Below are 26,630 nucleotides of genomic sequence, written 5' to 3' on the forward strand. Positions count from 1 at the left end.
CGCCATATTTCTCGGCTGAACCCGAACGAGGAACGCATGGCTGGCCACAGTAAATGGAAGAACATCCGGAACGCCAAGGCGGCCACCGACAAGAAGCGCGGTGTGCTGTTCACGCGCCTGATTCGCGAAGTCACGATGGCCGCCAAGCTTGGTGGCGGCGATCCGGGGGGCAATCCGCGGTTGCGAACGGCGATCGACAATGCCAAGGCCGTGTCGATGCCAAAGGACAACATCGAGCGGGCGGTCAAGAAGGGCACTGGTGAACTGGAGGGGATCGACTACGTCGAGGTGCTCTACGAGGCGTACGGTCCCGGCGGTGTGGCCATCATGATCGCCGCCGTCACCGACAACCCCACGCGCACCGTCGCCGACGTCCGGCACAAACTGTCGCGGAACAACGGCAACATGGGCTCCAGCAACTCGGTGGCGTATCTGTTTGATCGCAAGGGCCAGATGACCGTGCAGGCCACTGGTATCAACGAGGACGCGCTGATCGAGGCCGCCCTCGAGGCCGGAGCTGATGATGTGGTGCGAGAGGAGGACGAGTTTGTCATCACCACGGGACCGGCCTCGTTGCACGCGCTCAAGGAAGGTCTCGAGGCGAAGAAGTACGTGGTTGCCGATGCCGAACTCGCCTGGGTGCCCAAAAGCACCGTCAAGGTGGAAGGCACCGCGGCGGAGCAGTTGATCAAGCTCCTCGAGTCATTGGAGGAGTTGGATGATGTGCAGAAGGTTGACGCCAACTTCGAGATGGACGACGACGCACTGGCGCAGGATTAGACGGTGACGCGCGCGCCGACACGAACGAGTGCCTCGGCCGCCGCGCGCCCCACCCGCGTGCTCGGTATCGATCCGGGGACCGCAGTGACCGGGTACGGCGTGGTCTCGTATGACGGTCGCACGCCCACCCTCGTCGAATGTGGTGTCATCCGCACCAACGCCAAGGAGCCGCTGCCGGCGCGCCTGCACAATATTCACGCCGGCGTCAGCGAGCTGATCGCGCGGCACCAGCCTGACACGGTGGCGGTGGAGGACGTCTTCTACGCGCGGAATGTGCGCACAACCATCGTTCTCGGGCATGCCCGCGGCGTGATTCTGCTGGCCGCGCAGGAAGCGGGACTCGTTATTCATGAATTTCCGCCAGCCGAAATCAAGAAATCGATTACCGGCACGGGCGCCGCCACGAAGGAACAGGTGCAGTTCATGGTGGCCAAGCTGCTGCGATTGAAGTCCGCGCCGCAGCCGGCCGACGCCGCCGACGGTGTCGCCGCCGCCCTGTGCGCCTGCTTGTCCCCCGTCTTCTCGATCTCGCTCCCGGACGTCTCCCGTCTCGCGTCTCCCGTCTCCCGCCTTCCCCGCACGTGATCTCCCAGATCGCAGGCACGCTCGTTCTTCGCGAACTCGATCGCGTCGAAATCATGACCGCCGGTGGTGTGGCATACGAGTGCCACATTCCGCTGTCGGTGTTCGAGTCACTGCCGGCCCTTGGCAAACCGGTGACGCTGTTCACGCATCTCGCGGTTCGGGAGGATGCCTGGCAGTTGTACGGATTCGATGCGGCCTACGAGCGCAGCGTGTTTCAGCGCCTGCTGGTGGCCAAGGGAGTGGGTCCGTCACTGGCACTCGGCATTCTGTCGTCGCTCACCGCGGAACGGGTGGTGCGCGCCCTTCGCGAGAAAGACATCACCACGCTGATGCGGGTGCCGCGCGTGGGGCGCAAGAAGGCGGAACAGATCATTCTCGATCTGGCGGACAAGATTGACGCCGTGGGCAGTGCGCCGGGCATGCCGGGCGTCGCCGCCACGAGTCCAATGGCGGATGATGCCGTTCGCGCGCTGGTGGCGCTTGGCTACGCACAGGTGGACGCAGACCGCGCCGTGCGCGCAGTCGTCGAGGGAGGCGCCGCCGGCGACGTATCGGTGGTCGTGCGCGCAGCGTTGGGGAAGCTGACAACCAGGTAGGGAGTACTGAGTACTGAGTACCGAGTACCTGGTACCTGGTACCTGGTACCTGGTACTTCCTACCTCCTACCTCCTATACTGCCCCGCATCGCGCGACACCTTGCCGCAGCTCGGAATCGTGGCGGGCTGTCCGTTCGGCCCGTTCGGCATCGGATTCATCAGTGTGCGCGAGCTCTTCTCGGCGTCCTCGCTGGCCAGGTACGCGAACATCGCCGTCAGGGTCGCGTTCTGCTTGAGATCGTCCTGAATGACCTTGTCGTACGATTCACGGTTGGTGTGCCAGGTGGTGTTGCTGTAGTCCCATCCCAGCGCGCCGAGACTGGCCGCGGGTGCCCCATAGCACAGGAACGACGCATGGTCGGACCCGCCGCCAACGCCAGCGGGACCCGAGAGGCGAATCCACTGCGTGAGTTCGCGCGGCATGGCGCTCATGTACTGCGCCAGGCGCGGGCCGTTCTCGGGGAGAATCGACGGCCCCGTGCCGACCACGTGTTCTGTGCCATTGTCCTGATTGAACGCAAACTGGAGACCCTTCACGACATTCTGATGGTCGGCGGCATAACCACCCGAGCCGTTGAGGCCCTGTTCTTCGCCGCTCCAGTGACCAACGAGTATTGTGCGCGACGGATTGGGCAGCACCGTCTTCAGGATCCGCAGCGCTTCGAGCATTGTGACGGTACCCGTCCCGTTGTCCGTCGCGCCGGAGTGCCCCTCCCAACTATCGAAGTGCGCGGACAGCAGCACATACTCGTCCGGTTTCTTCGATCCCTTGATTTCGGCGACCACGTTGAACACGGGCTGATCACCCAGGAATTCCGACTCGGCCATCACCCGCACCTTGGGCGCCTGATGGTTTTGCGCGAGGCGGAACAGCATGCCGTAGTCCTCACAACCCACGTCCATCACCGTCAGCGCCGCATTGCGCGGTGACCCAAAGATCTTGTCGATGCCCGGGTATTGCGACCAATTGGACTCGAACACCGCAACCGCACCGGCGGTCTTGAGATCGTTGTAGAACGTCGGAACGCGCTGCGTGAGCCCTTGATAGGTGGCCGTGAGATCCCGTTGCATGGAGTCCAGCGCATTCTGCGTGGAGGGCATCGAGAATTCGGCGATCTGATTCGGCATGCGGCACGAAATGCGCGGCGCGCTGGCCAACACAATCTTGCCCTTCACCGACGGCAGCCACGCCTGAAACTCCTCGGGCGTGCGATACGGCACCAACGTGACCACATCAGCATCCATCCACTTCCCGCCCGTATTGCCGCTCCATGACAGCATGGCGGCTTCAAGCGGTTTGACACGCGGTTCGGTGAGCTGGGCAAACGCTGCGCCACGCTTCCACGAGTTCCAGGTGCCGTACTGTTCCTTCCTGGCGCTCACGCCCCACTTCCTGTAAGTCGCCAGAAGCCAATCCTGACCACGATTCATATTCGGCGACCCAGTCAGTCTCGGACCGATGGAATCCATCAGCACTTGCGAGAGCGACGCGGCCTGCGATCGCTGCATCCCTTCCTCCCAGATCTTGAGGATCATCGGATCGGTCGGCGCACTGGTGCGCACGTAGGCCGGCGCCGAGTCTGGGGAGAACGGGATGGCCTGCGGATTCTTCTGGACGCGCGGCGGCGGCCCGCCTCGTTGAGCGAGCAGTGGTGCGGCGGTGGCCACCACAAGGAGCAGCGAGCGAACGAGGGGGAGACGGGTCATGGACAGTGCTTCCCGTGCGTTGAGGTTGCGGGAGACGGAAACGAAGAGGGCGGAGCGTAACAACTCAGGCCCGCGGACTCAGTCCGTCGACCAGTGACGTGCGGTACGCCTTGATTGCCGGCACGAACCCGATGATCACGCCGGACACCAGCACCACCGCGAGATATCCCCACTCGGTCGCGCCCAGCGGGCGAATGGCCAGATGCAAGCCAAACCGTTGTTCGATGGGTTGCTGACCAAGCACCAGCAACGTGTACACGAAGGCCACACCAATCACGCAGCCGAGCAACGACAGCAGCGTCGATTCGAGGACCAGCAGTGAAACGATGGTGCGTGGTCCGGCACCGATGGCGCGGAAGATTGCCATTTCGCGACGTCGTGCCTCAAGTGACGAATACAGCGCGACCAGCATGCCGGTCAAACCGATTGCCACCGCAAAGATGGCCACGACCTGCAGGCCGACCTCGGCGCTACCGATGTTCTTCCAGAGCTCGCCAAGCGCCACACCGGGAATAACCGCCGTGAGGGGCTCGGTGAGATCGGTGTTCATCTCACGCTGCAACATCAGCGCTTCGAACCGATTCCTGGTGCCGATGAAGAACGCGGTGAGCAACTGTGGCTGGTGCGCCGAGGCGGCAGGAGAGGCAGCCGGAGCGGGGGCCGGCAAGGGAGCCCGTGCCGGCATCGGCGGCGGCTCGGCGCCCGGCATCACCATCGGTGTTCCCGGTGGCGGCGACGCCCCCGGCATTGCCATCGGCGTTCCCGGTGGCGGCGACGCCCCCGGCATTGCCATCGGCGTTCCCGGTGGCGGCAGCGGGCGGCGCTTCGCCTTCACGGGCACTGGTTTCGCCGGAAGCACTGCGGAAGACGTGCCGTCATCGTGCATCGCCTCAATGCCCTCCAACGTGACGTACACCGTGCGATCGATCGGCGTAAACGTGCGCTCGAGGATTCCGACCACGCGAAAGGGGTGCGCCTCGTGACTACTGGTGCCGATATCCACCAATCCATGCACCACCACGATTGGTGAACCGATCGCGTATTTGAGCCGATCGGCGACCTCACTGCCAATCACCACGTCCGTGTCGCCCGACGCGGCACGGCCCTGGGCAAACGTGATGCTGGCGTTCTGCCGGAACCGATAGCGCTGGTAGAACTCCTCCGTCGTGCCGACGACGCGAAACCCGCGATGGCTGTCGCCCAGCGAATACGGCACGGCCCATTTCACCGCCGGATGGCGCTGCCAGCGTTCAAACGTCGCGTACTTGACCGAACCGGCGGGGCTGCCAATGCCGAAGACGGAGCTCAGCAGCACCTGCAACGAACCGCCCCGCGCGCCGACGATCAGGTCGACCCCGCGAATGGTGCCCGCAAAGCTATCGCGCACGCCGGCGCGGACATGTTCAATGCCCACCAGCAGCGTCACACTGAGCGCAATCGATGCGACGGTCAGCGACGTCGTGAGCAGCCGGCTGCGCAACGATTGCAGGGCAAGACGCGGGATCAGCATGCCATCACCAGGCGGCCGTCAATCATGGACGGGCCTCGTCGCGGCCCGATTGATCTCTGTCAATTCAACGGTGCGGGAGAACAGTGGCATCAACGTGTGATCGTGACTGACGAAGATCAACGTTGCTCCGGCCGCTCGGCACGACGCAAACAGCAATTGCAGAAACTGTTCCCGACGGTCGGTATCGAGTGCTGACGTGGGCTCGTCGGCGATGATCACTTCCGGATGCCCGATGAGTGCGCGGGCGGCGGCCACCCGCTGCTGTTGTCCGACGCTCAACTCGGCGATCGGCGAATCAAGCAACTCGCGGATATCGAGTTGGCCCGCGATGTCGTGCACGGCGGCGGCGAAGGTCACCGACCCGAGCTTGGCGCGGCGATGCGCATCGAGTCGGATGGGCAACAAGATGTTCTCCCGCACCGACAAGTACGGAATCAGGTTGAACATCTGGAACACGTACCCCAGGTGCCGTGCCCGGAAGGCGTCGCGCGCGCCACTGGAAAGCGTCGCGAAATCGGCACCCAGCACCTTGACGTGTCCGCTGGAGGCCTGAAGCACACCGGCGAGAATCCCGAGGAGGGTGGTCTTGCCGCTACCACTCGGCCCATGGAGGAACACCGTGTCGCCGCGATCGATCACCAATTGATCGATGGACAGCACATCCCTGCCCGTGCGGTACGCGAACCGAAGCGCCGAGAGTTCGACCGCCGGCACCGCTGCCGGCACCGACGTCATTTCGACGAGTAGGGCTCGACCTTCATCCCTTCCAACTGGTATCCCACGGTGCCGTACGGGCTTTCCACCGACGCGATCTTGAGCCGTCCGGACATCCAGACCGCATCGAACAGATTCAGCTTCACCGACTTGCGTCCGGCCATACCCACCATCACGATCTGGTTCGGAGGCGGCGGCGGTGTGTGCACGCAGGCGCCATAGTACGGGACCAGCAGGAATTCCGCGCCTTCATCCTGGAAATCGTCAAGCGGAACCACAAAACCGGGAATGCGCACCAGTTTCCCTTCCAGCTTCTTCAGCGTGTCCGTCGCCTTGCCGTTGGCATAGTCCAATCCGGCCAACACGCGCCAATCGATGTTGATGGCTTCCTCAACGGGACCCACTTCGGTCGGTGCGTGCATCGGCACGGCCGACGTTCGGGGAGGCGTTGCGGCGGTGGTCACCCCAACGACCGCGACAATCCCCAGCAGGGAGGCACACGACAACAGGCGACGGGACATGGCGGGCTCGGCAGACGAAACGTACGGGACGAATTCTGTGAAAGATACGCGGAATCCGGGCAAACGCTGGGCGATCGGTTCCGTTTGGTACCCGGCACCCCCGACAGCGTGCCGGACAGTTCGTATATTCCGCATCCCTTTTATGCCCTCGCCCGTTATCTGCTCATGAGCCGCGCCGAAATCACCACGCCGGAAGAGATGCCCGACGAGAGCGTCGTCGAGCTGTCCCTGCGTCCGCAGCGGCTGGCCGAGTTTATCGGGCAGAACAAGGTCAAGGAAAGCCTCGCCATTGCGATCGATGCCGCCAAGGCGCGACGCGAGCCCTTGGACCACATTCTGTTTTTCGGGCCGCCGGGCCTTGGCAAGACCACGCTGGCCGACCTCATTGCCCGCGAACTTGGCGTGAACGTGGCGATGACATCAGGGCCCGCGCTGGAGAAGGGCGGCGATCTGGTGGGACCGCTGACGAATCTGCGGCAAGGTGACGTGCTGTTCATCGATGAGATCCACCGACTGCGTCCGGCGATCGAGGAGTTTCTCTACCCGGCCATGGAGGACTATCGGATCGACATCCGCCTGTCTGAAGGTCCCAAGGCCCAGACCATCTCGATGAACATCGAGCGCTTCACGCTGGTGGGAGCGACCACGCGACTGGGCATGCTGACCGCGCCGCTGCGCGCGCGATTCGGCATCATGCACCAACTGGGCTTCTATCCTTCCGACGAACTGGAGATCATCGTGCGACGCACCGCCGACGTGCTGCGCGTCGAGATCGATGCGGCCGGTGCGCACGAGATTGCCAAGCGTTCGCGGGGCACCCCCCGTGTGGCGAATCGGTTGTTGCGGCGGGTGCGCGACTACGCGCAGGTCCGCGCCGATGGTCGTATCACGCTGCCCGTCGCCCAGGCTGCCCTCGCGCTGCTGGATGTCGATCACTTCGGGCTGGACGACATGGACAGCCGACTGTTGCGGACGATCATCGAGAAGTTCGAGGGCGGTCCGGTAGGTCTTGGCACCATTGCGGCGGCCATTGGCGAGGATGCCGGCACCATCGAGGAAGTGTACGAGCCGTATCTGGTGCAAAACGGATTTCTGCAACGGACGCCGCGCGGGCGCATTGCCACCGCGCACGCCTACCGTCATCTGGGTTTCGTCCCTCCGGCAGGGGCTGCGGAACAACCTGGGTTGTTTTGACGTCTCACGCCTCCATGCTGAACCCATGGCGTTTTCGCGCCGCGTTCACCCGTCTGGTGGTGGCCGGGTGGCTGGCCACGCGAATTGTTTGGCCGCAGCCCGCCTTCGCGCAGCGTGCAACCGCGCCCATCGCGACCCGCGCGGATTCCGTTGCTGCGAGCGGCGACACCGCCCGGGCGTACGCGATGCTCGACTCGGCGCTGCGCGCGAACAAGGCGGACGGCGCGGCCTGGCACCAGTTCGGCCTGCTGAACTGGAACATGGCCAGGTCCAGGCGTAACGCGAACTACGTCAGCGACCAACGCGCCGTGCGCCTGTTGCGCGGTGCCGATTCCGCATTGCGCCTGGCCACGCAGTTCTCACCGGATAGCGCGCGGTATTGGCTGTCCCTGGGGCGCTTCAATCTTGGATCGGGCATCGCCACGATGCGCTTCGCCGCCAGCGGACAAGTGTCCAACGCGCTGGATGCCGCGCGGAAGACCGGCGACACATTGTTGCTGGCCACAAGCGCCGACGAAGTGGGGATGGCCATCTGGCGTCGATACGAACCGGTGGCCAATCGCGCCCTGCTGTCCGACGGTCAGCAGAAGATCCAACTGACGATGTTCAACAGTTTCTCGCGTGACAAGGCGCGGGATTTCATCGACAGCTACATCCACAAGATCGATCCCCCGACCGGCCAGAAGGACTATCTGCAGGCGACCGAACACTTCCGGATGGCGGTGGACGCCGATCCGACCTCGCAGCGGTATAGTCGCCATCTGTACATGGCGTTTGGCGAACGCGGCCGATGGAGTGAAATGCTTGCGGTAGCCGGACAGCGCGCTCGAGCTTTTCCGCTGGATGATCAGGCGCAACTGGCGCGTGGGCTGGCGCTGCATCGACTGGGCGACGATCAGTCGGCGCAGGTGGCGTTCGACAGCGCCTTCGCGTTGATGGATGATGTCGACCAGGCGCGCCTGACGCGGCTCACGCGTATCCTCCGTCCCAAGGCCACGAAGGCAACCAAAGGGACGGTTGGCGATACCACCGCGTTCGGGAAACTCCCGGCGGCGCAGCAGCGCGGACTTGAGCAGATGTTCTGGTTCATGAGCGATCCGCTCACGCTCACCAACGAAAACGAGTACCGTCTCGAGTTTCTGTCACGTGTCGTGTGGTCAGACTTCCGATGGACGAATGAAGATGCTGGTCTGCGCGGCGCAGACACCGATCGCGGCGACATCTTCGTTCGATACGGCCCTCCCGAGTTGGAGATGACCGTCCCTGGCACTTCGAGTTTCCAGGCGTCCAACACGGACGGTGGCGTCACGCTCGTATGGGCCTACGCCAGCGGACTCGTCTTCTTCTTCGACCTGCCGCCCGGCTTCGGCACCGCCCGGTTTGCGTTCGTCGACCGGGACAACGTCGAGCAGATCATGAGTGCGATGCCGGTCTCCTGGGCCAACATCGCGTCGACCCGACAGATTGATACGATCCCGGTTCGCGTCACGCGCTTCCGGGCGACGGCCGATTCCGCAGACGCCGTCGTCGCGTCCCTCATTCCGATCGATTCGCTGGTGCGCGGCCTGGAGTTGACCAGCGCGCCGATCGATGTCGATTTCCGCATTTTCGACCAGTTCGTGCGGGTCAAGGGCGTGGAATCGGTGCAGCAGGCCGTTCGCCCGGATTCCGCGAATGCGCCGATGCCGCGAAACTGGCTGCGCCGATTGGGGCCCGGTATCAATGTCGTGCGGGTGGAAGCGCTGCAGGCCGACAGCAAGCGCGCAGCCCGCGCGATGGCGCGCATCAATCCCGACGCCACCAACGGCTTCGGCATGAGTGACATCCTGCTGGGTGACAAGCCAGTCCTGCGGGATGGGGTCGCTCCACGACGCTGGCGCGATGTCGTCATTGAACCCGGCATCGGGTCGTACGGCCGCGGGACGTCGGTCGGTCTGCTGTGGGAGATGTATGATCTCGTCGCGCGCGAAGGCGCCAGCAAGTACCGCGTGTCGCTCGCTGTCGAGCGCGCGGATCGCACGGCGGCAGGCCGTCTTGCCGCGCGTGTGGTGGACGGACTGGGGCGCACCATCGGTCGGCCGCAAGTGTCGCGCGACAAGCTCACGATCGCCTTCGATCGCTCAGCGGCGGCCGCCGGCACTTTGGTGGAATTCCTGTCGCTGGACGTGTCCGATTCGCCGCCGGGCACATACCGTTTGCGTGTGGAGATTACGGATCTGGGGAACGGCAGGAGAACATCACGTCTCACGGAATTCCGGATCAAGTAGTCCGACTGTTGCGCCGAGCGCCGCATCAGGTTGTCTTTCGCGACACCGATGGTCGTTCAACTTCATGCCCCGACGGAACCTGCCGACATGCCGCCTGGCAGCCGGACTTCCGACTACGATTACCCACTCCCTGACGAGCGCATCGCGCAGCGTCCGGTGGAGCCGCGCGATGCGAGTCGACTGCTGGTCGTTGATCGCGCGACGGGCATCATCAGCCACCGGGTCTTTCGCGATCTCGCGGAGATCATTCCGCCCGGCGACGCGATCGTGGTGAATACCACGCGCGTCTTTCGCGCGCGATTGCTGGGGCATCGCGAGAGCGGCGGCCCGGCGGAAGTGCTCCTGCTGCGCCCGATTGATGCCGTGCACTATGAAGCGATGATCCACCCCGGTGGCAAGCTCCGGCCGGGGCGCCTCGTCACCATCGCGCCGGGCTTTCAGGTTGAGATCATCGAGACCACCGCACGGCATACCCGCATTGTGAAGCTGCTGACCGACGACGATCCGCAGGCGGCGATCGAACGTCACGGCCACATCCCGCTGCCGCCCTACATCGGGCGCGACGACGATTCGGCAGACGCCTCGCGCTATCAGACCGTGTATGCCGCGCAATCGGGATCGGTCGCCGCACCAACGGCGGGGCTGCATTTCACACCCGACCTGCTCTCGCGACTCGACGCGCGCGGTGTGCCACGCATCGACGTGCTGCTGCATGTGGGGCCGGGCACCTTTCGCCCCGTGCAAGACGACGATCCGTCCCGGCATCTCATGCACGAGGAATGGTGCGAAGTGAGCAACGACGCAGCCGCCGCCATGAATGCCGTTCGCGCGCGTGGCGGCGCGTTGTGGGCCGTGGGCACCACCAGTGTGCGCACCCTCGAAACCGCCGCGACCGCCGACCGGCAGATTCACGGCACGCAGTGTGACACCAACATCTTCCTGCGACCGCCCCACACGTTTCGCGGTGTCGACCACCTGATCACCAACTTTCACTTGCCGAAGTCGACGCTGATCATGCTGGTGGCAGCCTTTGCCGGGTATGACTTGACGATGGAAGCGTACCGGACGGCCGTCGCCGGGCAATACCGGTTCTACTCGTACGGGGATGCGATGGCGGTTATTTGACGCTGGACGTCTGGACGTCTCCGTCTCCCGTCTCCCGTCTCCCGTCTTCATACCGCCATGCCCTTCCGTTTCACCGTCACGCACGCCTCCGGCTCCGCCCGCTCCGGCGTCTTCACGACGCCGCACGGCGACATCGAGACGCCGCAGTTCATGCCGGTGGGCACGCTGGCGTCCGTGAAATCGCTGGACCCCGATGACCTGACGCGACTGGGCGCGACGATGGTGCTGGCCAATGCCTATCACCTGCACCTGCGGCCCGGCGACGACGCGGTGCGCGCGTTGGGTGGGTTGCATCGCTTCATGCAGTGGCACGGGCCGCTGCTGACCGATTCGGGCGGATTTCAGGTCTTCTCACTGGAGGGGTTGCGCACAATCAGTGAGGACGGCGTCGAGTTCCGCAGTCACTTCGACGGCTCGCTGCACCAGTTCACACCGGAGTCGGTGATGCGGATCGAACGCAACCTCGGTGCGGATGTGATCATGCAATTCGATCACGTGGTGCCGGGGCAATCCGACGAGACGTCAGCCCGCGATGCGATGGAGCGCAGTGTGCGTTGGCTCGAGCGCTGCCGAATCGAGTTCGCCCGGCTCCAGCACGACGATCCGGACGCGCCCACGGCGCAACAGGCGCTGTTCCCCATCGTCCAGGGCGGAATACATGCCGGATTGCGCCGTGAGTCGGCTCGAGCCATCTGCGACATGGACCAGTGGGTCGGCATTGGCATCGGCGGCTTGTCGGTGGGTGAGGCCAAGCCCGACATGTATGCGATGCTCGACGTGGTTGATCGTGAACTGCCCACCGACCGCCCGCGATACCTGATGGGGGTGGGATTTCCGGAAGACCTGGTGGAGGGGGTCGCACGCGGGGTCGACCTGTTCGACTGCGTGGCACCGACGCGGATGGGTCGAACCGGGGCGTTCTTCACCCGGGATGGTCGCCGGAACATCAAGAATGCCACATTCCGGCTGGACGCGACTCCGCTGGACCCGGAATGCGACTGTGCGGCATGCACCCGGTTTTCTCGGGCCTACCTCCGCCATCTTTTCGTCACCGAAGAGCTGCTCGGACTGCGCCTCCTCTCCCTCCACAATGTACATTTCCTTGTTGCGCTGATGCGCGAAGCGCGAGGGGCGCTGGCCACCAGCGCGTTCGACGACTGGAGCCGAGCGTGGCTCGCGCGCTACCTGTCCCGATCGACCGTCACGTCCGCTTCCAATACTCCATGACCGTTCCCATTTCCGCATCGATGCTCGCGATCCAGGCCGCCGGTGGCTCGATCGCCCAGATGGTTTTCATGTATGGTGCGATCTTTGCCATCTTCTATTTCGTGCTCATTCGTCCGCAACAGCAGCAGCGGAAGAAGCACGAGGCGCTCATCAAGGAGCTCAAGAAGGGGGACGAGATCGTGACGGCCGGCGGCATTGTCGGCGAGGTCCTGCACATCGCGCAGCAGATGAAAGAGGGTACCGCCGTGTCGTCCATGGACGACCGCATCACGATCAAGTCGGCGGATTCCCGTCTCATCATCGAACGCGGTCGCATTGCCCGGGTCGCGTCCAGCGCGGCATCCGCCTGACCGAACCGTGTCGCTGCTCGACATTCACGTCCTCGGCTCGCCCATCCTGCGTCAGGAGACCGAGCGCGTTGAGACCATCACGTCGGATCTGCGACGACTGGTCGACAACATGTTTGACACGATGCAGGCCGCGAAGGGGGTAGGGCTCGCGGCGCCGCAGGTGGGTCGCCGCGAACGACTGGCGGTGGTGGACGCCGACGACGTGCGGCTGGTGGTGATCAATCCCGAGATCATCCTTCGCGAAAGCACCGTGAAGGGCGAGGAAGGCTGCCTCAGTCTTCCGGAGATCTACGCCGACGTGCAGCGGGCGGCGCGCGTGATCGTGCGGGCCCAGGACATCGACGGCAAGTGGTATGAGGTCGAGGCCAGCGATCTGTTGGGTCGGTGTCTGCAGCATGAGATCGATCATTTGCACGGCAAGCTGTTCACCGACCGACTGAGCCTGCTCAAGCGCCGTACGGCCATGCGTGAGTGGGACGACGAGAAGGGGAAGTATCCGAAGTTGCTGCGCGTGTTGCCGGTCGGGGATCTCCCGCCCGAACGCGACGCAGCGTCCGCGGACTGACGTCCGCTTTCGAGAAGACCGTGCGGATCCTGTTCTGGGGCACTCCCGATTTCGCCGTGCCGCCACTGCGCGCGTTGCTCGGTGAAGGCCATGATGTCGTAGGCGTGGTCACGCAACCGGACAAGCCACGAGGCCGCTCGCGGTCGCAGGTCGATCCGTCGCCAGTCAAGCGGGTTGCCCTGGAAGAGGGCATCCCCATACTGCAGCCGGAAAAGCCGCGCGGTGAAGCGTTCATGGCGGCCGTGCGCGAACTCGACCCCGACGTCTCGGTGGTGGTGGCATACGGGTGCATTCTGCCGTCGGCCGTGATCGACTTGCCTCCTCACGGCACGCTGAACATTCATGCGTCGCTGTTACCCAAATTGCGCGGCGCGGCACCGATCCAGGCGGCCTTGCTGGAAGGCCTTCGTGAAACCGGCGTCACCATCATGCAAATGGTCCCGGCGCTCGACGCCGGCCCGTCCCTGCATGTCTTGCGCACGCCCATCGACGATATTGAAACGTACGGCGAGTTGCACGACCGGCTTTCCGAACTGGGCGCCATGGCCATCGTGCAGGGACTCGCACTGCTCGACGCCGGTCTGGCGCGCCCGATTGCCCAGGACGACTCGCAGTCCACGTATGCGCCCAAGATCGATCGGGGCATGGCCCGTCTCGACTTTGCGGCCGATGCCACACGGGTGGCCCGGGTGACGCGAGCGTTCGATCCGCGCCCGGGCGCATTTGCCCCCCTCGGCGGAGTCGACGTCAAGTGCTTTGGGGCGCGCCTCGTCGGAGACGGCAGTGACGCGAGTCTCGATGAGCCAACACGGGCGTCCCCTCCGGGGACCATCCGCGCCGCCGACGAGGGGGGTCTCTGCGTGCGCTGTGGCGTGGGTGCCGTGCGGTTTCTCGAGGTGCAGCCCAGTGGCCGCGCACGACTCTCGCCGGCGGCGTGGGCGCGGGGACGCGGCGTCCAGGTGGGCGACCAGTTCGCGGCGATTGGCGGCTGATTCGGGGCGTTCCCGACTATCTTCAGGAATGTCCCCCGTCGACGGATTCGAGCGCGGAGCGCGCACCAGACGCAGCGGCCCCCCGTCGACCGCCAGCCGTGGCGGCGTCACTGAGGCGCGTGTTGCCGCCGCGCTGATGCTGGCTGATCTGCGACAGGGCGACCTGCTGGACACCGCGTTCGAGCGACGCACGCACTCGCTCGAGGCGCGCGACCGGCGCTGGCTGCACGAACTGATGTGGGGCATGCTGCGCCGACGCAGTTGGATCGATGCCGTGCTGTCGGTTCGGGTCAAGGGTGGTCTGGCCAAACTCGAGGCCGATGTGGTCGACCTGTTGCGGGTGGGCGTGTACCAACTGCTGTTCATGGGAAGCGTCCCCGCCTACGCCGCCATCGCGCAGACGGTGGAAGTGTGCAAGCGTCGGGATGGCATTGGTGCCAGCAAGCTGATGAACGCGGTATTGCGACGCGTCGATCGCGAACGAGAGACGATTGAACCGCCGGTGCCGCGGGAACCCGTCGAAGCGCTGGCACAGCAGTACTCCCATCCTGAGTGGGTGGTCGCCCGCTGGGTGGAACGATGGGGGTTGGTGCAAACCGAAGCGCTCCTCGCGGCCAACAACGAAGCCTCCACGATCACGGTGCGTCCGTACGGCATTGCGCGCGAACAGCTGAACGACATGCTTGTCGGCGCGGGTGTGGAGACGGCGCCGGTGCCGCTCGTCCCCGATTCGATTCGCTTGGGTCCCGGCGTCTCGATCACGGAACTCGACGCATTCCAGCAGGGTCTGCTCTACGTGCAGGACCCGGCCGCGACGTTGGTGACGATGTATGCGGACATTCCGCTGGGCGCTGTCGTCGCGGATCTCTGCGCGGCCCCGGGCGGCAAGGCGCTGGAACTGTCGCGCCGCGCCGCGGTCGTCATCACGGCCGATCGAAGCGCCTCACGTGTGGAGCGCATGTTGCTGGGGTTCGGACGACTCGACGCGCAGAAGCTGTTTCCGGTCATCGCCGATGCCAGTGCGCCGGCCATGTCGCCCGTCGATGTGGTGTTGGTTGACGTGCCCTGCACGGGCACGGGCACGTTTCGTCGACACCCCGACGCGCGATGGCGATTGCGCGTGTCGGACTTCGCCGTCCTTGGCGTGTCGCAACGCGCCATCTTGCGCGCCGCTGCCCGGATTGTGAAGCCGGGAGGCCTGCTCATCTACAGCACCTGCTCGTTGGAGTTGGAAGAGAACGATGAAGCGGTGGACGCGTTTCTCGCCGACCATCCAGCGTTTGTGCTGGAGCCGCCCGCTCCCGGAGCCGTCCCGGCCGTGGTATTGGACGGCGGGCGACTTCGCGTGCTGCCTCATCGCGATGGCAGCGACGGCGCGTTTGCCGCCCGTTTGCGTCGAGCCGCTTCATGACGCGCGCCGTCACAGGGAGGACTTGGCTGATGCGCGGTCTCGGCGCGATTCTCGCCGGGTTGATCATTGGCGCGATCGGCGGCGCGGCCGGCGTGACTCGACTGGAACCCGGACGCCCGGGACAAGCCGACTCGCTGCAGTTGATGCTGGATAGTCTGCGCCAGCAGAAAGCCAACGCGAACCCGCGCGAGCAGCGCCGAGCAGTGGACAGCGCCGATGCGGAACAGCGCGCCCAACGCATTGCCGACAGCACGGCGCTGGCGAACGATCCTGACGCCCCCGTCATTCCAGACGTGGTTTCTCTCGAAGAAGGGGCCGCACGGAACGCCATCGAGGCCGCCGGGTTGTCCGTAGGGACCGTCCAGTTCCGTGCCGCCCCGGCGGCAGCCGGCGTGGTAATCGCCATCTCACCGGCGGCGGGGCGCAAGGCTCGCGCGGGCACGGCCGTCAACCTGGTGCTCAGCGACGGCCGTTCGCCGCCGCCAGATTCCATCGATACCCTCGCAGTTCCGACTGCATTCACCCGCAAACCATGACCGTTCGCATCGCGCCTTCGCTGCTGGCCTCCGATTTCTGTCGACTTGGCGCCGACATTGCCATGTGCGATGCCGGTGGCGCTGATTGGATTCACGTGGATGTGATGGACGGCCGCTTCGTGCCCTCGCTGTCGTTCGGTGCGAAGGTCATCGAGGCGGCGCGTCGATCGAGTGCGAACATCATCGACGTGCACCTGATGGTCGTCGAGCCTGAGCGCTACTTCGATGAATTCGTGAAGGCGGGGGCCGATGTGCTGACCATCCACGCTGAGGCGGCTCCACACCTCGATCGCCAGCTCACCCGTATCAAGGAACTGGGATGCAAGGCGGGCGTCGCGCTCAATCCGGCCACGCCGCTGTCGGCCATCGAGGAGATCGTGCACATGCTCGACTTGCTGCTCATCATGAGTGTCAACCCGGGATACGGCGGGCAGAAGTTCATCGAGTACTCGATCGACAAGATCGAACGCGCACGGTTCCTGCTGGACCAGGCGGACAGCCCCGCCGCCCTCCAAGTGGACGGCGGCATTTCACGAGAGACCATTGCGCGCTGCTGGCGCGCGGGCGCCGACACATTTGTCGCAGGCAATGCCATCTTTGCCGCGGCCAACCCGCAAGCAGAGATCGGGATCTTGCGCGGATTGTGCGCGGACAACGCGTGAGGAAGACCCTATGACAGCGAAACAGCAGTGGATGGTCGTGCTCACGGTGATCGCGGTGCTCACCGGTGGCGCGTGGGCGGCTACGCACTTTCTGGGCGACGAACTGACCACGGTGACCGTGGGGTCTGACGCGCCCGGATTTGCCGCGAAGACGCTGGATGCCGCGCCGCGGATGAAATCACTCACGGACTATCGTGGCGACGTGCTGCTGCTCAACGTCTGGGCGACGTACTGCATTCCCTGTCGCACCGAGATGCCCAGCATCGAAGCGTTGTACAAGGATTTCGCGTCCAAGGGACTCAAGGTGGTCGCTGTGAGCATCGATCAGGCAGGATTCGAGGAACAGATCCGCGAGTTCACGCGCGAACATGCGCTGACCTTTGAGATCCTGTACGATGACACCGGCGCGATTCAATCGATCTTCCGCACGGCTGGCGTGCCCGAGACGTTTGTGATCGGTCGCGACGGGGTCATTCGCAAGCGGTGGATCGGGGCAGAAGACTGGAATTCGGCCACGAATCGCGCACTCATCACGCAACTGCTCGCCGAACCCAAGTCGTGATGCGAGCGTCCCGGCGCTGCGTGCTGGGTATCGAGACCTCCTGCGACGAGACCTCGGCATCGGTGGTGACCGGTGATTCGACACACCCTGAACTGCGCTCGCTGGTGATCCTGTCACAGGATGTCCACCGGTTGTTTGGCGGGGTGGTGCCGGAAATCGCCAGTCGACAACACCTCGTGGGCATCGTGCCGACCGTGCAGGCCGCACTGGACGAGGCCGGTGTTACGCTTGATGATGTCGAGGCCATCGCGGTGACCCACGCGCCGGGGCTGGTCGGCGCGCTGCTGGTGGGCACGAGCTACGCCAAGGCGCTGGGGTATGCGTCCGGCGTTCCGGTGGTGCCGGTACATCATCTCGAGGGCCATCTGTTTGCGACGCTCCTTGAGCATCAGGAGGCGTCGCCACCGTTCACGGCGTTGCTGGTCAGCGGCGGACACACCATGCTGCTCGATGTACCGGCGTGGGGCAGCTATCGGTTGCTGGGGCAGACGCGCGACGACGCCGCCGGTGAAGCCTTCGACAAAGTGGCGAAGCTGCTTGGACTGCCGTACCCGGGAGGGCGACCCCTCGAGGAACTGGCCCGCACCGTGGAGTCATCCACCGTCCGCTTTGTCCGGCCCATGGTTCGTGCCAAAGCGAAGCCGGGCGACGAAGACTACTTCGATCTCTCCTTCAGCGGCCTCAAGACGGCCGTACTGCTCGCGGTACGCGCCGCCGAGAAAGGGGGTACGTTGGAGACGTCACGCGCGTCGATTGCCAGGGCGTTTCAGGACGCGGTTGTCGACACGCTGGTCGAAAAGGTGGATCGTGCAGTGCGGTTGTATCGAAGAAAACGGGTGGTGCTTGGTGGCGGCGTCGCCTGCAACGTGGCGCTGCAAAGGGCCATGGGCGACCGACTGGAACGTCGGGGCGGTCGGGTGTTTGCCCCGTCACCACGATTGGCGACCGACAACGCAGCCATGATCGCTGCCGCTGGGATGTTCCGCTTTGAATTGGGTGAACGGGCCGATCCGACGCTCACCGCGCACGCTTCGCTGCCTCTTCCCGGGCTCGCGCCCGCCACACTCCCGACGAACAACGCTCAGCACGCATGAATCCGAACGGCATTCTCCATCATCCGACGGTGTTTCACCTCGGCCCCATCGAACTGACCGGCTTTGGCCTCGCGGTGCTTGCCGGATTCGCCATCGCGCAGATCATCTGCCAGCGAGAGCTCTGGCGACGCGGTCAGGACGCCGAGTCGGACGCGATCGCCGACGTGGTCATGGCCGCGCTGGTCGGAACGCTGATCGGCGCGAAGACGTACTACGTGGTCCTCTCCGGTGATCCCAGCGCCTTTTTCAGTCGCGGTGGGTTTGTGTTCTGGGGTGGGTTCATGGGCGCGGTCACACTGTGCTGGGCGACTATCACATACAAGAAGCTCAGTTTCCTGCGGATCGCCGACGTTGCCGGCATCGCCATCGCCGCGGGCTACTCGGTGGGGCGCTCCGGGTGCTGGGCGGTGGGTGACGATTATGGGCGTCCCTGGACGGGCTTCCTGGCCACGCGATTCCCCGAAGGAGCGCCACCATCGACCGTCTCCGTCATGAGTTCGCAGTTCGGCGTCCAGTTTCCGGCTGGTACCCCGCCCGACACGGTGATCGCGGTGCATCCGACGCAGTTGTACGAAGTCGTGCTTGGTTTCGTCATGTTCGCCGTGCTCTGGCGGTTTCGTAAGCACGCGCATCGGGAAGGGTGGCTGTTTGGCGTCTGGTGCCTGTTGGCCGGTATTGAGCGCTTCGTCATTGAGTTCTTTCGTGCCAAGGACGACCGGCTCACGGCCGGTCTCACGACGGCACAGATCATCGCCATCTCCGTCTTTACCGTGGGGATCGGCCTGTTGTTGGCTCGACGGAGACGCGGGACGCCGCTGGCCGCGTAGGGCGGTACCCGAGTGCCGTACTCCCTATTGCCCATTCGTACCGACTCTGTGTATACTCCATCACACGCTTTGAGAACCATTCTCATCTAACGCCGTGGCCGCTCATCTTCCTACCATCGACCAGCAGACTCAGCCAGCCGCGCAGCGTACCTGCGCGTTGGCGTCGTGCCGTCCAGGAAGTCGGGCAACCGTGGTGGACATTGGGTGCGCCACCGACGAAGCGTGCCGACTTCGCGCGCTGGGACTCTGTGAAGGAACCGATGTCAGCGTCATCGACGCTCGGCATGCGATGCTGCTGGATGTTCGCGGCACGCGCCTCGCTCTGGGCTCTGCGCTCACAGCCGGCATCACGGTCCAGCCGATCTCGGCGCGCGGCTGACGCTCGTTGAGTGGATCAGGCGGGGAGCCAACCCCTGCAAGATGTCCACACCGCCGCGCCCTGCCGCCCAACGGTCGTGAGTTCGATTCAGACACCCCATTTCGTGGCTGACGACGACGATTCCGTCGGCACGCCCCGGCCCGCGCGTGAAGCACTGCGCGTGGCCATCATCGGCAATCCGAACACCGGCAAGACGACGCTGTTCAATGCGCTCACCGGCCTGCGTCAACGGGTCGGGAATTTTGCCGGCGTCACGGTCGAACGCATCGAAGGGACGTTCAAGGGGCCGGACAGTCGCCGCTTCGTTGTCCTGGACCTCCCTGGCAGCTATTCGCTATCGGCCGGTTCACCCGACGAGCGCATCGCTCTTGAGGTGCTGCTGGGTCGCGACCATGACCGCTGGCGCCCCGACGTCGTGTTGGTGGTCGTCGATGCCGTGCATCTTGAGCGCAATTTGTTTCTCGCCAGTCAGGTCATCGAGTTGGGCGTTCCGGTCGTGATTGCGCTCAACCAGTTCGACGTGGCGGAATCGCTTGGCGTGCGCATCGATGTGCCCGAGTTGATTCACGAATTGGGTGTCCCGATCGTGCCGACGGTGGCAATTCGAGGCGAAGGGATTGAGCCGGTGAAACGCGCCCTGCTCACGGCCGCAACACTTCCAGCACCGTCGCGCCGCTTTGCGCTTCCGGACATGGCGCAGTCCGCACTTGAACCGCTGGTGGCGTGCCTGGTGGCGGACGGTCTGCCGGAGATCGCCGCGCATATGGAAGCCATGCGGTTGCTGGGCGTCGACAAACCCGAGGCGCATGTCGCCAGGGTTCCGGGGATTGCGGCCGCCATCGCCAGCGCAGTCTCCGACCTCGAGCGCGCCGGCTTCGTCCCCGGACGCTTCGAAGCGGAAACGCGCTACGCATGGATTGCACAGGTGCTCTCGCGCACCGTCACGCGTCGCGTCAACGCCCTCCGTACATCCAGCGATCGCATCGATGCGATCGTTCTGCATCGCGTGTGGGGTCCGTTGGTCTTTCTTGTCCTGATGGTGATCGTCTTTCAGGCGGTCTTCTCATGGGCGACCCCGCTGATGGACGGCATCCAGTCGCTAATCGCTTTCGGCGGTCACGCCATTGGCGGACGACTGCCGCCGGGTGATCTGCAGAGTCTTGTCGTCGACGGCGTGTTTGCCGGCGTCGGTTCCGTACTGGTCTTCCTGCCACAGATCGCGATCCTGTTCGCGTTTATCGGAGTGTTGGAGCATTCCGGTTACATGGCGCGCGCCGCCTATCTGATGGACCGTGTCATGCGTCGTGTTGGGCTGCACGGCAAGAGCTTCATCCCCATGCTCTCCGGCTATGCGTGCGCGGTGCCCGGCATCATGGCGACGCGCACCATCGAGGATCCGAAGGACCGGCTGGCAACGATCCTGGTCGTGCCGCTGATGAGTTGTTCCGCGCGGCTGCCGGTGTATACGCTCCTCATCGGCGCCTTCGTCCCGCCCACGGTGCTGTTGCCCGGATTCACGCTGCAGGGCGCGACGATGCTCGTCATGTACTTGCTGGGAACGATCGTCGCGCTCATGGTCGCGGCGGTCTTCAAGCGTACGCTCCTGAAGGGCCCGGCGCGACCGATGATCCTCGAGCTGCCCCCGTATCGCTGGCCCAGCGTGAAATCACTGGGCGTGTCGGTGGCACAACGCTGCCAGCTCTTTCTCCGTCGCGCGGGCACGGTGATTCTCTCCCTGTCGATCCTGCTCTGGGCGCTGGCGACGTATCCCAAGGCGCCACCGGACGCGGCGCTGTCGACGGTGGCACAGCAGGAACAGCAGCTCGGCCACTCGATGCTGGGGCGGATGGGCCACGCCATTGAACCCCTGGTGCGACCGCTGGGGTACGACTGGAAGATCGGCGTGTCCATCGTCTCCAGTTTTGCCGCGCGGGAGGTGTTCGTTTCCACCATGAGCACCATCTATGGTGTCGGCGACGTGGGTGACAGTGAGCGCGCGTTGCAGTCACGACTGGTGGAGGAGCGCCACCCCGTCACCGGTGCGCGGGTGTACACGCCACTCATCGCGGTTGGTTTGATGGTGTTCTACGTCTTCGCCCTGATGTGTATCAGCACCATCGCCGTTACGGTGCGCGAGGCCGGCGGCGGACGGATCGGTTGGGGGTGGGCGGGATTGCAATTCACGTACATGTTGGCGCTGGCCTATGGCGCGGCGTGGACGGTGTACGCGGGTGGACGCGCCCTTGGTTTCGGAGGTTAACCGTGCAGACGCTCATCGTACTTGCTGTGGTGGCGCTGGCCGCATTGGCGGTGGCGCGACGGATCTGGAAAGCGGTACAGGCGGCGCGGAAGCCGGCGGGTGGGTGCGGATCGGACTGCGGGTGTGATCACTGACGTGATCAGGTGTCCGCCGTCAGCTGCCCAATAGAACGGCCGCGTCTTTCCAACTCTCGTCGGCCGAGGCGAACACCTCGCGCACGGAATCCACCCATCGCCGCCAGTCCGACAGTCGCGTGTCGGGGGCACTGCCACTGAGAGCATCGGCGGCGAGACCCATCCGGGCCAACGCGAGGAAGAGTGGCTCGGCATACTCCTCAAGCACGGCTTCGATCGCGCGCTGCTGCGGGATGTCGGTGGGCGCGCGCACCGCGGCCAACTCCGCCAACACTCTCGACATCGACTCGGTCAGTCGCGACGCGTCCATCAGCGTCACCTGCCGCAATGGATCACTGATACCTTCAATCGCCCGTCGCGCCGACAAGAGCGGCGCAAACCACGCGTCGTGCGCGGCGCCGGGCGTCCCGCGTAACGATCCGAGTGCGCGCAGCCCGCGCGTCAGTTCCGGCATGGCGCAGGCCCGGTCCATCAACTGCCCCCCCAACGCTCGCAACGACTCATCACCGGTCAGATCAAGGACATCACCACTGGCCAGGTAGAGCGTCAGCTGAGAGGCGGTTTGTGAGAGACCGTCGATGCCTTCCAGGGCCAGCCGCCATGGCGCCGCGCGCGTCCACCCGATCACCAGCGCGTGATCCTCAAGCTCCAGTGTCGCCGGGGCGTCGATCTCCCGCCCCTGCACTATGCCGACAACGCGCGCCGCTGCGTGCGGCCACTCTCCGGGCGACGTCATCCGCCGAGAATGGCGGCCAGCACCGCGTCCGTGTCCTCGAGCGTCTCGAACACCGCGGCGGGATGGTGCGCGGCAAGGTCATCCACGCTGTAACGCCCGGTCGCCACGCCGATCGCGCGCACGCCCAATGCACGGCCGCAGTGAATATCCGCCGGCGTATCGCCAATGATCACCATCCGGTCACCCGACATGGCCGTTCCGAGGAATTGCTCGGCCCGCAACTGCGCGACGACCGGCAGTTGAGGACGCTCCTCGTGGTCGCTGCCAAACGCATTCACGCGAAATCGGGCAAAATCCACACCCACTGCCCGCAGTTTTCGGCGGGCACCGGGTTCGATGTTGCCGGTGAGCAATCCCATGGTGGCGCGCGCCTGTGATTCGACGGCATCAAGGAGCGGCTGGACGCCGGCACACAATCGCGACGTCGCGGCGTCGCGTTCCAACTCGAGATCCAACCGCTGGACGTAGGCCTGCAACACGTCGTCCATGCGGGCCGTGATCTGCTCATCCTCGAAGCCGGCGCCGCGCATCTGTTCACGGGCAATCTGCTTGTCGGTCTTCCCGTCGTACCGGTACGTGGGATCACCGTGCCGGCCGAAGATCTCGAACAACGCGCCTTCCATGGCACGACGTCCCGCCCCGTCGGTCCAGAGGAGGGTGCCATCGATATCGAAGAGTACAAGCTTCACGAGCGTACGGAGGAAGGAGAGAGCGGACGAGGGATCGGTCGTGATGCCGCAGTACGGGACAGCAACAGGCCGCCGGTGATGAGAGAGGCGCCAAGCAGTTGCCAGCCCGTGGGGCGCTCGCTCAGCATCAGCCACGCCACTGCGATCGCGATCAGCGGTTGCAGATTGCCGTACATGGCCGTTCGGGTTGGTCCCAACACGCGCACGCCTCTGTAGAACAGCAGATAGGCGATCACGAGCGCACCGATGCCGGCGTACGCCACTGCGCCCCACTCGCTTGGCACCACGCCCGCGACATCGAGTCGACGAAGGGCTGGCGTCGCCACCACCAGCAGGAACGCCGCACCGCTTGCCATCGTGATTGATGACAGGTGAAAGGGATGCGCCCGGGTGGTGTACGGCTGCAGCATGACGCTGAACATCGCCCACATCAGGCTGCCGCAGGCGATCATTCCCGCGCCGAGCATGGAGTTGGTGCCGGCATCCAGTCCGTGTGTGCTCGCCACCACACAGGCCACGCCCGTCAACTGCATGCCGATACCTGCCCAGGCCCGCACCGGCAAACGCTCTCGGCCCAGGAGATGCGAGATGATGGCGATGTACGCCGGGCCGGCCGCCATCACCAGCGCCGCGATGCCCGCGCGGGTGCGCGCCATGCCAAGGATGAAGAACAGTTGGTAGAGTCCATTGCCGACCAGCCCGAGGAGCGCCAGATGCACGACATCGCGACGCGACGGCCAGCGGTCGGCACGTGTGAACCACGAGAGCGCGCCCAGCACGACTGCGGCGAGTGCGACACGCAACCCGTTGAAGGCGAACGGTTCAAGCGTGCGGATGCCAGCTTTGACGACGCTGAAGTTGACGCCCCAGATCAGGGCCATCAGCAGCAGGCCGACATCGGTCGCACCGAATGACGGTCGGGAGGGCATGCCGAAAAGTAGGCACGGGGACGGACTCGGTGTACCTTGTGCGCATGCAAGTCTCTTTCGCGCTCTTCGCCGATGCGGCGAATCTCTCCCAAGAGGGGAAGCTCAACATCCTTGGCGTCTTCGATGCGGTGCATGTGGGCCAGTTCCCTGCCCTGCACCCGCGCGCCACGTTTGTGGTCCGACTCAAGGGCTCTCCGGCGGACGTCGGTTCGCACGATATGACGCTGCAATGGATCAATCCGCGCGGGAATGTGCTCTGGTCGTCGTCGGCCGAGCTGGCCATCCAGGCGCCACCGTCACAGTCTGGCGAGATGGACATGCCGGTGATCGTGCAGATCGACCTGCCGCTCGATGTGATTGGGGACTACGCCATGGTGGTGGAGCTTGACGGCACCCGCCATGGCGAGGCGTTGCTACATGTCCGTGGGGGAGCGCCGGTCAGTCTCCCGGTCCCCGGGTCGTCGCTGGTCTCGTAGCGGGTCGGGAGCGCGCTAGAGAACTCGCTGGACCGCGACGCATTGATGGCGCAAACGCGCGACATACACGTCGTCGGCCTGCAGGTGCTCGATGGCGATGCCTCCTCGCATGAGCGCACTGTGTACCATGCGATGCCGGTCGAGCGCGATTCCGACATGGGTGACGCGCCGGTCCTCGCGATCCGAGAAGAACAGGAGGTCCCCCGGCGTATGATCCGCCGACGCGTTGGCCGGCATCGACTGGCCGCGCAGCGCCTGTTGCCAGGCATCTCTGGGCAGCGGCAACCCATGCAGGGCAAACACCCGCTGTACGAAACCTGAACAATCACAGCCCCACGGGGTCACGCCACCCCAGAGGTAGCTCGCGCCGGCATACAACGTCTCCGCACTGCGGGCGATGGCCGTCGCCTCAAGGGGAAACCGGGTCGGACGAGCGGCGTGATCGATCACCGTTCCCTGCACCACGTCCTCATGAGGCGCCGCACGGGCACCCAACGGAAGCGCGCGCACCACGCCCGTGCTCGCGCGCACGTGCGCGCCCAATGAAATGCGCCAGTGTGCTTCGTCGCCCGCGCATGGCATCGTGTACCCGGTGTGCGTCCATCCTTCATACGCATCCGGGCCGCGCACGTGAAGCCAGTCGCCACGAACCTCCAGCAGGGTGACCACCTTGCCCGCCAACAGCTGCGACGTCAGCGGTGCGGCGATACGCGCGTCGCCAAGCAACGGTGCGACGGCACTGCGCACCGTACGCTGCGGCAGTTCAGACATCACGATCTCCATGCGGGTGATCGGCCAGTCCCGGAATGCCTTCGCGACCGATGGCCGTGACCACCCCTCGTTCGATGGCCATCTCGATCGCCGCGACGGCGAGCGCTTCGATTCGTGCCAGTGGCACGGTGTCCGCTGCGCTGCCGACATCCGTCGGCAACGGTGACACGGCAAACAGGATATCGCCGTCAAAGGCGGTCCCGCAGGGAGTAATGCGGCGATGAAACGCCGCTGTTGCCGCCTGCGCGACCTGCGCCAGATGACTCTTGGAGAGCGGTATGCTGACCGCCACCACGGCCAGCGTCGTATTCTGCCGACCATCCGATGCGACGAATGCGAAATCCGTTGGTGTGGCGGCGCCGCGCAGGACACGCTCGGCATCGACAAATCCTCCCGCCGATGCGCGTGCACCGGCGATGATCCGTCCGTCGCCGTCGCGCACGTCACCAAAGGCATTGACGACGGCGATGGCCGCCGCGAGCACACCGCCGCCTTCCGCCGAGCCGATTCCAATCCCGCCTTTCATCGCGAACTCGACCCCGGCGCACTTGCCCACCACGGCACCGGTCCCCGCACCAACACAGCCCTCATCGACCATCGTGGCGGCGGTTGCGCACGCCTTGTACGCCATGTCCGGCGTCGGTCGCGCGTCGAAGCGCCCCAGCGGGGCCAGATCGAAGATCACGGCCGTCGGCACGATTGGCACGACGCCGCGTCCAACCGGAAAGCCGCGCGCATGTTCTTCCATCCAGCGCATGACACCGGCCGCGGCATCGAGGCCATACGCCGAACCTCCGGTCAGCAGCACGGCATCCGTGCGATCGACCAGATGCTCGGGCATACACGTGGCCAGCTCGCGACTTCCGCTTGCCCGACCGATCAACGCCGCAGCGCACCGGAATGGCTGCGAAATGCCGCGCACGACCGTGCACCCCGTCGCGCCCGCCTGGTCGGTGGCGTGACCAATGCACAGGCCGAGCCGGTGCCAGATCGGTGGAGGAGCGGAAACCATGGGGAGAAGATAAGAGACA

General features: G+C 65.0%; 29 protein-coding genes. 20 read left to right on the top strand and 9 right to left on the bottom strand.

The features are described 5' to 3' along the window. Positions 1-36: 36 nt before the first annotated feature. The 3 genes from IPP90_00830 to ruvA are packed head-to-tail and all read left to right on the top strand — an operon-like array spanning position 37 to position 1,961. Positions 37-780, top strand: coding sequence for a YebC/PmpR family DNA-binding transcriptional regulator (locus tag IPP90_00830; protein MBL0169256.1), 744 nt, complete (start codon positions 37-39; stop codon positions 778-780). A 3-nt stretch (positions 781-783) separates the two neighbouring features. Next, positions 784-1,365: a crossover junction endodeoxyribonuclease RuvC gene (ruvC, locus tag IPP90_00835; GenBank protein MBL0169257.1), complete on the top strand. Its 582-nt coding sequence runs from the start codon at positions 784-786 to the stop codon at positions 1,363-1,365. Further along, positions 1,362-1,961, top strand: a complete 600-nt coding sequence (ruvA, locus tag IPP90_00840) for a Holliday junction branch migration protein RuvA (GenBank protein MBL0169258.1) — start codon at positions 1,362-1,364, stop codon at positions 1,959-1,961. The genes ruvC and ruvA overlap by 4 nt, the downstream gene beginning before the upstream one ends. Positions 1,962-2,027: 66 nt before the next feature. On the opposite strand, the gene IPP90_00845 is transcribed toward ruvA, so the two are convergent. The 4 genes from IPP90_00845 to IPP90_00860 form a co-directional block, all read right to left on the bottom strand. Beyond that, on the bottom strand, positions 2,028-3,668 hold the full coding sequence (locus IPP90_00845) for a M28 family peptidase (GenBank protein ID MBL0169259.1): 1,641 nt from the start codon (positions 3,666-3,668) through the stop codon (positions 2,028-2,030). 64 nt (positions 3,669-3,732) lie between these two features. Beyond that, positions 3,733-5,178: an ABC transporter permease gene (locus tag IPP90_00850; GenBank protein MBL0169260.1), complete on the bottom strand. Its 1,446-nt coding sequence runs from the start codon at positions 5,176-5,178 to the stop codon at positions 3,733-3,735. Between the two features lie 18 nt (positions 5,179-5,196). After that, positions 5,197-5,913 carry an ABC transporter ATP-binding protein gene (locus IPP90_00855; protein MBL0169261.1) on the bottom strand — a complete coding sequence of 239 codons (717 nt, stop codon included), beginning with the start codon at positions 5,911-5,913 and terminating at the stop codon, positions 5,197-5,199. Continuing rightward, positions 5,910-6,413, bottom strand: coding sequence for a DUF3299 domain-containing protein (locus tag IPP90_00860; GenBank protein ID MBL0169262.1), 504 nt, complete (start codon positions 6,411-6,413; stop codon positions 5,910-5,912). The genes IPP90_00855 and IPP90_00860 overlap by 4 nt, the downstream gene beginning before the upstream one ends. Before the next feature lie 165 nt (positions 6,414-6,578). On the opposite strand from IPP90_00860, the gene ruvB reads away from it, so the two are divergent. The 16 genes from ruvB to IPP90_00940 all read left to right on the top strand — a co-directional run bounded on the left by ruvB (position 6,579) and on the right by IPP90_00940 (position 21,998). After that, a complete protein-coding gene (ruvB, locus tag IPP90_00865) occupies positions 6,579-7,607 on the top strand; it encodes a Holliday junction branch migration DNA helicase RuvB (GenBank protein ID MBL0169263.1) in 1,029 nt (342 codons plus the stop codon). Positions 7,608-7,621: 14 nt separating this feature from the next. Then, the gene (locus IPP90_00870) at positions 7,622-9,874 is read left to right on the top strand and encodes a GWxTD domain-containing protein (GenBank protein MBL0169264.1); all 2,253 of its coding nucleotides are present in this window, start codon (positions 7,622-7,624) and stop codon (positions 9,872-9,874) included. Between the two features lie 87 nt (positions 9,875-9,961). Then, entirely contained in the window at positions 9,962-10,999 is a 1,038-nt protein-coding gene (queA, locus tag IPP90_00875) for a tRNA preQ1(34) S-adenosylmethionine ribosyltransferase-isomerase QueA (protein MBL0169265.1), read from the top strand. Between the two features lie 57 nt (positions 11,000-11,056). Further along, the gene (gene tgt / locus IPP90_00880; GenBank protein MBL0169266.1) at positions 11,057-12,226 is read left to right on the top strand and encodes a tRNA guanosine(34) transglycosylase Tgt; all 1,170 of its coding nucleotides are present in this window, start codon (positions 11,057-11,059) and stop codon (positions 12,224-12,226) included. 20 nt (positions 12,227-12,246) lie between these two features. Then, positions 12,247-12,576, top strand: a complete 330-nt coding sequence (gene yajC / locus IPP90_00885; protein MBL0169267.1) for a preprotein translocase subunit YajC — start codon at positions 12,247-12,249, stop codon at positions 12,574-12,576. A 7-nt stretch (positions 12,577-12,583) separates the two neighbouring features. Continuing rightward, complete coding sequence (gene def / locus IPP90_00890) at positions 12,584-13,141, top strand: peptide deformylase (protein MBL0169268.1); 558 nt, start codon at positions 12,584-12,586, stop codon at positions 13,139-13,141. 20 nt (positions 13,142-13,161) lie between these two features. Next, complete coding sequence (locus tag IPP90_00895) at positions 13,162-14,133, top strand: methionyl-tRNA formyltransferase (protein MBL0169269.1); 972 nt, start codon at positions 13,162-13,164, stop codon at positions 14,131-14,133. Positions 14,134-14,161: 28 nt separating this feature from the next. Next, a complete protein-coding gene (gene rsmB, locus IPP90_00900) occupies positions 14,162-15,544 on the top strand; it encodes a 16S rRNA (cytosine(967)-C(5))-methyltransferase RsmB (protein ID MBL0169270.1) in 1,383 nt (460 codons plus the stop codon). 29 nt (positions 15,545-15,573) lie between these two features. Beyond that, positions 15,574-16,080, top strand: coding sequence for a PASTA domain-containing protein (locus IPP90_00905; GenBank protein MBL0169271.1), 507 nt, complete (start codon positions 15,574-15,576; stop codon positions 16,078-16,080). Next, positions 16,077-16,742 carry a ribulose-phosphate 3-epimerase gene (rpe, locus tag IPP90_00910; protein ID MBL0169272.1) on the top strand — a complete coding sequence of 222 codons (666 nt, stop codon included), beginning with the start codon at positions 16,077-16,079 and terminating at the stop codon, positions 16,740-16,742. Before IPP90_00905 ends, rpe begins: the two co-directional genes overlap by 4 nt. A 10-nt stretch (positions 16,743-16,752) precedes the next feature. Beyond that, on the top strand, positions 16,753-17,304 hold the full coding sequence (locus tag IPP90_00915) for a TlpA family protein disulfide reductase (GenBank protein ID MBL0169273.1): 552 nt from the start codon (positions 16,753-16,755) through the stop codon (positions 17,302-17,304). Continuing rightward, complete coding sequence (tsaD, locus tag IPP90_00920; protein ID MBL0169274.1) at positions 17,304-18,398, top strand: tRNA (adenosine(37)-N6)-threonylcarbamoyltransferase complex transferase subunit TsaD; 1,095 nt, start codon at positions 17,304-17,306, stop codon at positions 18,396-18,398. Before IPP90_00915 ends, tsaD begins: the two co-directional genes overlap by 1 nt. Next, on the top strand, positions 18,395-19,225 hold the full coding sequence (gene lgt / locus IPP90_00925) for a prolipoprotein diacylglyceryl transferase (protein MBL0169275.1): 831 nt from the start codon (positions 18,395-18,397) through the stop codon (positions 19,223-19,225). The genes tsaD and lgt overlap by 4 nt, the downstream gene beginning before the upstream one ends. Before the next feature lie 94 nt (positions 19,226-19,319). Continuing rightward, positions 19,320-19,604, top strand: coding sequence for a ferrous iron transport protein A (locus IPP90_00930; GenBank protein ID MBL0169276.1), 285 nt, complete (start codon positions 19,320-19,322; stop codon positions 19,602-19,604). A gap of 103 nt (positions 19,605-19,707) precedes the next feature. Further along, positions 19,708-21,864 (top strand): ferrous iron transport protein B, encoded by a 2,157-nt coding sequence (feoB, locus tag IPP90_00935; protein MBL0169277.1) that lies wholly within the window; start codon positions 19,708-19,710, stop codon positions 21,862-21,864. Positions 21,865-21,866: 2 nt separating this feature from the next. Next, the gene (locus IPP90_00940; protein MBL0169278.1) at positions 21,867-21,998 is read left to right on the top strand and encodes a FeoB-associated Cys-rich membrane protein; all 132 of its coding nucleotides are present in this window, start codon (positions 21,867-21,869) and stop codon (positions 21,996-21,998) included. Positions 21,999-22,017: 19 nt separating this feature from the next. On the opposite strand, the gene IPP90_00945 is transcribed toward IPP90_00940, so the two are convergent. The 3 genes from IPP90_00945 to IPP90_00955 are packed head-to-tail and all read right to left on the bottom strand — an operon-like array spanning position 22,018 to position 24,352. After that, positions 22,018-22,734 carry a hypothetical protein gene (locus IPP90_00945; GenBank protein MBL0169279.1) on the bottom strand — a complete coding sequence of 239 codons (717 nt, stop codon included), beginning with the start codon at positions 22,732-22,734 and terminating at the stop codon, positions 22,018-22,020. Then, positions 22,731-23,423 carry a haloacid dehalogenase-like hydrolase gene (locus tag IPP90_00950; GenBank protein MBL0169280.1) on the bottom strand — a complete coding sequence of 231 codons (693 nt, stop codon included), beginning with the start codon at positions 23,421-23,423 and terminating at the stop codon, positions 22,731-22,733. Before IPP90_00950 ends, IPP90_00945 begins: the two co-directional genes overlap by 4 nt. After that, positions 23,420-24,352: an EamA family transporter gene (locus IPP90_00955; protein ID MBL0169281.1), complete on the bottom strand. Its 933-nt coding sequence runs from the start codon at positions 24,350-24,352 to the stop codon at positions 23,420-23,422. The genes IPP90_00950 and IPP90_00955 overlap by 4 nt, the downstream gene beginning before the upstream one ends. 44 nt (positions 24,353-24,396) lie before the next feature. Here IPP90_00955 and IPP90_00960 point away from each other — a divergent pair, with 44 nt between their 5' ends. Then, a complete protein-coding gene (locus IPP90_00960) occupies positions 24,397-24,828 on the top strand; it encodes a hypothetical protein (protein MBL0169282.1) in 432 nt (143 codons plus the stop codon). A gap of 15 nt (positions 24,829-24,843) precedes the next feature. Here the strand turns inward: IPP90_00960 and IPP90_00965 are convergent, their stop codons facing one another. Further along, a complete protein-coding gene (locus IPP90_00965; GenBank protein MBL0169283.1) occupies positions 24,844-25,599 on the bottom strand; it encodes a C40 family peptidase in 756 nt (251 codons plus the stop codon). After that, positions 25,592-26,611 carry a P1 family peptidase gene (locus tag IPP90_00970; protein ID MBL0169284.1) on the bottom strand — a complete coding sequence of 340 codons (1,020 nt, stop codon included), beginning with the start codon at positions 26,609-26,611 and terminating at the stop codon, positions 25,592-25,594. Before IPP90_00970 ends, IPP90_00965 begins: the two co-directional genes overlap by 8 nt. Positions 26,612-26,630 lie beyond the last annotated feature (19 nt).

This window comes from Gemmatimonadaceae bacterium (assembly GCA_016720905.1).
GTDB lineage: Bacteria > Gemmatimonadota > Gemmatimonadetes > Gemmatimonadales > Gemmatimonadaceae > Gemmatimonas.